Source organism: Streptomyces sp. NRRL F-5650, assembly GCF_000721365.1.
In the GTDB taxonomy this organism is placed as follows: Bacteria; Actinomycetota; Actinomycetes; order Streptomycetales; family Streptomycetaceae; genus Streptomyces; species Streptomyces ardesiacus.
This window is the reverse complement of sequence record NZ_JOGV01000023.1, coordinates 85,492-93,258: the sequence shown is the minus strand read 5'-3', so window position 1 is coordinate 93,258 and position 7,767 is coordinate 85,492. Positions and strand designations below refer to the sequence as shown.

The following is a 7,767-nucleotide window of genomic DNA, read 5'->3' as shown; positions in this document are numbered from 1 at the left end:
GCCCCCGTGCCCACGCCCCACCCCGTTCCCGCTCCCGCTCCCGACGACCACGGGACCGGCACGGCCGACGGGGCCGGTTCGTGAACCGCGCCCTGCCGGGCCCGCGCATCCTGCCGTACTCCCGGGTCGTGGCCCAGGACGAGCTGAAGCTGGCGCTGGAGCTCCACCACGTCGTCCCCCGCATCGGCGGTGTGCTCATGGCCGGACCGCGCGGCACCGCCAAGTCGACCCTCGTGCGGGCCTTCGCCCTGATGGCGCACGGCGAGTTGCCGGTCACGCTGCCCATCAACGCCACCGACGACCGCGTCGTCGGCGGCTGGGACCTGGACGCGCTCCTGCGCGGCGAGCCCCGGCCGCAACCCGGCCTGCTGGAGGACGCGGCGGACAAGGGACTGCTCTACGTCGACGAGGTGAACCTCCTCGACGACCACCTCGTCGACATCATCCTGGACGTCGCCGCCACCGGCGTCCTGTCCGTGCAGCGCGAGGGGCTGGACACCGCCAAGTACCTCTCGTTCGGGCTGGTCGGCACCATGAACCCGGAAGAGGGCGGACTGCGCCCCCAACTGCTCGACCGCTTCGGGCTGATGGTCACCGCCGAGACACTGGACGCGAACGCCCGGCACCTGCTGCTGCGCACCGTGCTCGACTTCGAGCAGGAACTCGGACGTGAGGACTCCGCATGGCTGGCGGCCGCCCGGCGGGACGACGCGCGCACCCGGGAGCGGCTGACGGCCGCCCGGCGCCGGGTCGGCGACGTGGACGTTCCTGAGCACATCCTGGAGCTGTGCGCCCGGGCCGCGGAACGGACCGAGGCGGTGGGCCAGCGAGGGGAGATCGTGGCCGTGCTGGCGTCCCGGGCCCTGGCGGCCCTGGAAGGCGCGGACCGGGTGGCCCCCGCGCACCTGCGGCGGGTCCTGCCGATGGCTCTGCGGCACCGGCGTCCGGAAACGGTGCAGGGCGACGCCTTCGACTGGGAGCCCGACGACGAGGCCCGCCTCCAGGACCTCTTCGAGGGCCTCCAGGACCTCTCCGAGGACTGACCGGGATGGCCGCCGTCCCGCCCGACCCGCACACCTCACCGGACCCGCCGGCGGACCAGGGCACGGCCCCCGCCGGCACGGTCCCGCACGACGACCCCGCGCACCGGCTCGGACTCGCCCTGGTCTGCGCGGCGGCCGAGCCCGCCCTGTCCGGGGTGCTGCTCCTCGACCTGGACCCCCGGCTCGTCGATCCGGTCGCCCGGCTGTTCGGGGCCGTCCTCGCCGGAGCCGACGAACCGGCGCGCCCGCCGCTCGTGCTGGGCGCCGCGGACCGGGACGAGGACCTGTGGACCCGCACCAGGATCCGCGGCGGCGAGCACGGCATCACCGTCCGAACCGGGCCCGGACCGCTGACCGAGGGGGACGACGCCGACGGGGCACCGCCGTTGGTCGTGGTGCCCGACCTCGCGCGACTGAGCGTCGCCGGGATGCGCGCGGCGGTGCAACTCCTCGGCGCCGAGGTCGTGACCGTCGAACGCGGGGGACCGCGCCGGACGGTCCGGCCGCGGGCGCGCTGGCTGGCGGTCTGCCGCAGCGCCGACGTGGGGCGGGTGAGCCGGCACCTGCTGGACCGGTTCGCCCTGCGGCTGTCGGTGGCGGGACTGCGGCTGCCCGTCCCGGGCGGCGCACTGGAGGAGCCGGGGGCGCAAGAGGCGCGGGAGGCGCTGCTCGCGGGACTCGCGGACACCCGTCGTCCGTTGTCCGGCCGGGGCGTCCGGCCCGTGTCCGTCGACGACGCGGCGATCGGCCGGGCGCGGGAACTGCTCGGGCCCGACGCGGGAGTCCGCCGGGAACTGGCCCTGCTGCGGCTCGCCCGCACCCTCGCGGCACTGGACGGCGCCCCGTCGGCCTCGGCCGGCCACACCGACGACGCCGCCCGGCTCATCGGGGTGTCCGTGCCGCACAGCGCACCGGAGCGCGCGGAGAGCGACCCGGAACCGCCCGGCACGGGGCCGGACCCGGCCGGCCCGCCCGGCACCCTCCCGGAACGCCACGGCACCGGCGGGGACGGGCGGCCCCGGACACGCGACGGCGCCCGGGGGCTGCTGGACACCGGACCCGCCGAGGGGATCGGCACCGCACCGGGCGCCGCACCCTCCCCGGCCCCCGGAAACCCCTACCCGGAGGACGAACCGGCCGCGGTGCGGGACGCCGTGCCGCTGAGCGGCCCCCGGCGGCGCACCACCGGGCCCGTCGCCACCCGGGGCACCGTGATCGGCACCCGCCGCGCCACGGACCTGCGGGACATCGCCCACGTCCGCACGGTCCGCGAGGCCGCCGTGCACCAACGGGCCCGGCACACCGAACGGTTCACCGTCTCCCCCGCCGACCTGCACAGCAACGTGCGCGCCGCCGCCCCCGAGCGGGTCCTGGTGCTGCTCCTGGACCACACCTGCCGGGCCGGGGACGCGAACTGGCCCGAGGTCCTCGCCCCCTTCCTGCAGTGGGCGTACACGAGCCGGGCCACGGTCCAGGTGATCGAGGTCGGCGCGGCGGACGCGGCCGACGAACTGCGCGCGGGCTCCTTCACGGCCCGCAGCGTCCTGGACCCCCGGGTGCCGGCCGCGCTGCACCGCCGGGCCGGGCGGGCGACGCCGCTCGCCCACGGCGTCGAACTCGCGGCGCAGGCGCTGCGGCGGCTGCTGCGCCGGCCGGGCACCGGGCCGGCGGAGGCGTGGCTCGTGGTCGTGACCGACGGCCGCGGCAACGTGCCGCTGCGGGCCGGCCACACCGGGCGGACCGACGGCGAGGTGGCCGCCGCGGGCGTCGAGGACGCCGTGGAGGCCGCTTCCCGGATCGGGGCCATGGACCGGACGCGGCTGCACGTGGCGGTCGTCGACCCCGGCCGGGAGCCCTACGGCGACCTGCCGTACGTCCTCGCCGACCGGCTCGGTGCGATCGTCGTCGACGGGCGCCGGGGGCCCGGGACGGAGGCCGCCGGTGAGTGAAGCCAGGCGCGGGCCCGTCAGGCTCCCGGCCAACGGCACCGCAGGGCTCCGGGCGGCCCTGCCGGGACTGAGGGCCGTGGCCCGCCGCCCCGCCGCGTCCGTGCTGAACCTGCGCCGGGCGCAGGAGCCGCCCGCGGGGCTCGGCGGCACCGACGCACACCCCGGCGTACGCCTGGAGGACGGCTTCGCCGTGCTGCGCGTCCTGCGCGCCGACGGGGCCGACGGGGTGCCGGGGTACCGGCTGCAGGGCTGGTGCGGCGACCTGTCGGTGACCTGCGCGGCCGGGCCCACCCGCCGCCCCGCGCCTGCCGTCAGCCTCGCCCGGCTGCGGCAGGACGGCGACGGGCACTACCCCTCTGAGGTGCTGCGGGGCATCCGCCTGTGGTCGGACAACCAGTACGAACTCGCCCACTGGATCAACCGGATCCGCGCCCGGCACGGCGACGGCCTGCGGCTGGTGGTGTGGGACGACACCGGGTACGACCTGCCCTGGGAACTGCTCCTGCTGCCGGGGGACGCGGTACTGGGCCTGGCGGGCGGGCCGCTGGGGGCGCTGGTCGCCGTGGCCCGCTGGACGACCGTGCGGGACCTGGGCCAGGGCGGTCTGCCCGCCGAGACCGGCGACTGCCACGGCCGGGTGCTCGGCTACCTCCACCAGGACATGGCGGACGACGGCCGCGTCTTCACGTCGTACGCGCACCGGCTGCACCGGCGCATGACCCCCTTCCTCAGCGACCTCGACACCGAGGCCGACCGCACCGGACTGGTCTACCTGGGCTGCCACGGCACCTACGGCGACGCCGTGCCGGGCCTCACCCTCGGCAACCGCACCTGGGCCGAGCTGAACGGCGAACGGATGTCGGTGCTGCGCCGGGACGGCTCGCTGGTCTGCCTCAACGCCTGCGACTCCGGGCGGTTCGTCGACAACCGGGCCCAAGGCGAGGAGGCACTGCGGGGATTCGCGGAGCTGTTCCTGCGCAAGGGCGCGGGCGGCTGCATCGTCAGCTCCGGGAAGGTCGGCGACCTGGAGGCCCGGGCGCTGGCGCGGCGCCTGGTGCGCGAGGTGGCCGGGCATCCCCGCCGCCCGGTGGCCCACACGCTGCGGGACTTCCGGGTGCGGGCCCTGGAGGAGTTCGGGTCCCTGGCGGAGCTGCCGCGGGTCCGCAACGATGACGGACAGGTCGACGTCGTGGGCCAGAAACGGGTCCTGCGGCTCCTGTACGCGTTCATGTTCCACTACTACGGGCATCCGGGGACGGCGCTGCGGCTCACCGCGGTGGACGCGCTCGGCACCGAGGGGGGAGGCGGCCGGTGAGCGCCGCCGCGGGACCGTCCGGGCAGCCGCTGCTGATCGAGCCCGTCGTCGCGTGGCCCCGGCGGGCGGAGGCCGGGGGCGACTACCTCGTCACCGTCGACCTGCGCGGCCCCCTGCCCGCCCCGGACGGCACGCCGGCCCAGTGGCCGTACGCCGAGGAGGAGTTCACCTTCACCGTCACCCTGGACGGCGCCCCGCACTTCGACTGCTCCGCCCTGGGCGAACCGAACCTCGTCCTGCACCGCTTCGGCGGCACCTACGGCCCCGCGCGGTTCCGGGTCTCCGCGGGCCCGGGCCCGGGGCCCGCCTCGCTGTGGCTGACCGTCAGCAACCAGTGGGGCGTACCGGTCCGCAAGGCGGAACTGCGCTGCGAGATACGCGAGGCCACCGCCGACGCGGCGGTGCCGGTCCCGGCCGGACCCGCACCGTCGTCCACGCCGCGGGCGCCCCGTCCGCACCGGTCCCCGGCCGCCGCCGCACCCGGCCCGGGCCGGCAGCCGGTCACGATCAGCTTCGCCGGACTCGACCAGGCCTGGGCGGCCTGGATCGGCGACCGGCTGGAGCGGCGCGGGGTGCGGGTGTCCCCGCTGCGCCGGGGCTCGCCGGCCGAGGTCCCCCCGGCGGCCCTGCTGCGCGACCTGACCCTCGCGCCCGGGCGGGCCCTGCTCGTCCTGGACGCCCCCTACTTCGGCCACGGAACACACGCGTACGACGAGTGGAACGCGGCCCTGCGCGAGGTCGTCGCCCCCGACCCGTCCCGGTTCGCCGCCGTGTCGGTCACCAGCGCCCCGCTCCCGTCGGAGGTGTCCCTGCTGGCACCCGCCGCCCTGCACGGCCTGCGGGCCGAGGAGGCCGAGCGGCGCCTGCTGGAGCGGCTCGGCCTGCCGTCCGAGCCGGTGGCCGAGGACACGGCGCGGGCCGGGACCGGACCGCGGTTCCCGGCGGACACGCCCGGCGTGTGGGGCGCCGTTCCGCGCCGCAACACCCGGTTCACCGGCCGCGAGGCCCTGCTGGACGAGGTGCACGACCTGCTGAACGGTCCGGGACCGGGGACCACGGGCATGCTGACGCTGCACGGCATGTCCGGGGTGGGCAAGACGCAGCTCGCCGCCGAGTACGCGCACCGCCTCGGTCCCGAGTACGACGTGGTGTGGTGGGTCAACGCGCAGGACCGGGCCGACTGCCGCCGCCAACTGGCCGAACTCGCCCCCCGACTGGGCCTGCGGACCGGCCAGGAGTACGGGGAACGGCTGCGCGCGGTGCGGGACGCGCTGCGCCGCGGCGAGCCGTACTCCCGGTGGCTGCTGGTCCTGGACGGCGCCGACGAGCCCGAGGAGATCGAGAACCTGGTGCCGACCGGCCCGGGGCACGTCCTGGTCACTTCGCGCAACCCGGAGTGGGGCCGCTACGGCAGCGAACTGCTGGAAGTCCCCGTGTACACCCGTGACGAGTCGATCGCCTTCATCCGCCGCCGCGCGCCCGGCCCGACACCGGACGAGGCCGGCCGCCTCGCCGAGGCCCTGGGCGACCTGCCGTTGCTGCTCGCCCAGACGGCGGGCTGGCTGCGCGACGCGGACCGTTCGGTGGACGAGTACCTGGCGCTGCTGGCGGACGGCGACGGTAGCGAGGGCGACGAGCGGACCGTGGCGGACGACGTCCCGCCGGCCTTCCGGACGGCCTGGTCGATCCTGCTGGCCGAACTGCGCGAGACCGCCCCCGAGGCCGTGGTCCTGCTCCGGCTGTGCACCTTCTTCGCCCCCGGCCTCGTCCCCGTCCACCTGCTGCGCAGCATGCCGCACGACGGGCTGCCCGACTCGGTGGCCGGACTGCTCACCGACCCCCGGCTGTGGGACCGGGCCGTCGGCCACCTGCGACGGCACTCCGTCGTCCGGGTCGAGACGGACCCCGGCGAACCGGAGCGCGAGCACCTGTACGTGCACCGGGTCGTCCACCAGATGGCGCACAAGGCCATGCCGGGAGCAGCCCGGCGCGACCTCGTCGACGTCGTCCGGCGGGCCCTGGCGGCGGCCGTCCGCGGCCGGCCCTCGGCCCCCGAACAGTGGCCCAGGTACGCCGAGATCGTGCCGCACCTGAAATACGCCGACGTCCTCACGAGCACCGACGGGGCCGTGCAGACGCTGGTCCTGGACTGCCTGCGCTACCTGTACCTGTCGGGCGAGTACGGAGCGGGCGTGCGACTCGGCGGCCACGCCACCCGGATCTGGCGCACGCTCCTCGGCGAGCAGCACCCCCTGGTGTGGGAACTGACCCACCACTACGCCAACCTGCTGCGCGCGGCCGGGGACTTCCACCGCACGATGGAGATCGAGCGGGCGGCCGTGCGGCACCTGAGCGAGCAGCGGGGCGAACGCGACCCCCTCCTGCTGCGGGCCCTCGGCGGACTCGCCGCCGACCTGCGCGGCCTCGGGCACTACGCGGAGGCCCTGGAGATCTCGCGCCGGGTGCACGGCACGTACCGCGAACTCCTCGGCGACCAGGACACCCGCACCCTGAACGCGCGGAACAACGTGGGCGCCTCGCTGCGGCTGCTGGGCCGCTACGCGGACGCCCTGGACGTCGACCTGCCCACCCTGCGCGAGCGCCGCCGGGTGCTCGGGGACCGGCACCCGTGGACGCTGGGCTCGGAGACCACGTGCGCCGTCGACCTCCGGCTCCTCGGCCGCCACGGCGAGGCCCTGTCGCGGCAGGACACCAACTGGCGGCTGGTCCGCGAGACGCTGGGCGCCCACCACCGGCAGACCCTGCTCGCCGCCCACAACCTCGCGCTGTGCCACTGCGCCGCGGGCGACACCGACGAGGCGGCGCACCACGCCGGGCAGGCACTGGAGCTGGGGGAGCGGGTACTGGGCGACAGCGACCCCCTGGTGCTGATGCTCACCGCGAGCCTGAGCTGCTTCGCCCGGGAGCAGGGGGACCTCGACCCGGCCCGGGCGCTGAGCGAGCGCGTCGTCGGCCGCTACGAGGAGACGCTCACCGCCGGCCACCCCTACGCCGCGGGGGCCCGCGCCAACCACGCCCTGCTGCTGCACCGGGCGGGGGAGGGCGACCGTGCGGCCGCCCTCGCCGACGACGCGCTGGCCGGCATGGACGCCGCCGTGGGGCACGACCATCCGTGGACGCTGGGCTGCGCTCTCAACGCGGCGGTGCTGCACGGAGGCACGCAGGACGCGGACCGGGCCCTCGCTCTGAGCCGGGACACGGCGGGCACGGCGGCGCGCGTCCTCGGCCCCGCCCATCCCTTCACGGGGATCGCGCGGGTGGCCCTCGCCCGCGAACTGCGGGTGCGCGGGCGGCGCGGGCAGGCCGACGCGGTGGAGAGCGAGGCCCTGGAGGCACTGGCCGCCGCTCTCGGCCCCCGGCATCCGCGCACCCTGTCGGCCCGTGCCCGGCGTGCTCCGTACTGGGACTTCGAACCCCAGCGGACCTGACCGGCACACCC

Annotated in this window: 4 protein-coding genes; all 4 read left to right on the top strand. The window is 76.8% G+C overall.

The features are described 5' to 3' along the window. Nucleotides 1-80 precede the first annotated feature (80 nt). Genes IG88_RS0121085 through fxsT form a run of 4 tightly spaced genes read left to right on the top strand, consistent with a single transcriptional unit; the run spans nucleotide 81 to nucleotide 7,756 of the window. Complete coding sequence (locus IG88_RS0121085) at nucleotides 81-1,043, top strand: AAA family ATPase (RefSeq protein ID WP_031043363.1); 963 nt, start codon at nucleotides 81-83, stop codon at nucleotides 1,041-1,043. Between the two features lie 5 nt (nucleotides 1,044-1,048). Continuing rightward, nucleotides 1,049-2,992 (top strand): magnesium chelatase, encoded by a 1,944-nt coding sequence (locus IG88_RS0121080; protein WP_031043360.1) that lies wholly within the window; start codon nucleotides 1,049-1,051, stop codon nucleotides 2,990-2,992. Then, on the top strand, nucleotides 2,985-4,307 hold the full coding sequence (locus tag IG88_RS0121075; RefSeq protein WP_234332238.1) for a CHAT domain-containing protein: 1,323 nt from the start codon (nucleotides 2,985-2,987) through the stop codon (nucleotides 4,305-4,307). The genes IG88_RS0121080 and IG88_RS0121075 overlap by 8 nt, the downstream gene beginning before the upstream one ends. Further along, nucleotides 4,304-7,756: an FxSxx-COOH system tetratricopeptide repeat protein gene (fxsT, locus tag IG88_RS0121070; RefSeq protein WP_031043356.1), complete on the top strand. Its 3,453-nt coding sequence runs from the start codon at nucleotides 4,304-4,306 to the stop codon at nucleotides 7,754-7,756. Before IG88_RS0121075 ends, fxsT begins: the two co-directional genes overlap by 4 nt. Nucleotides 7,757-7,767: the final 11 nt, after the last annotated feature.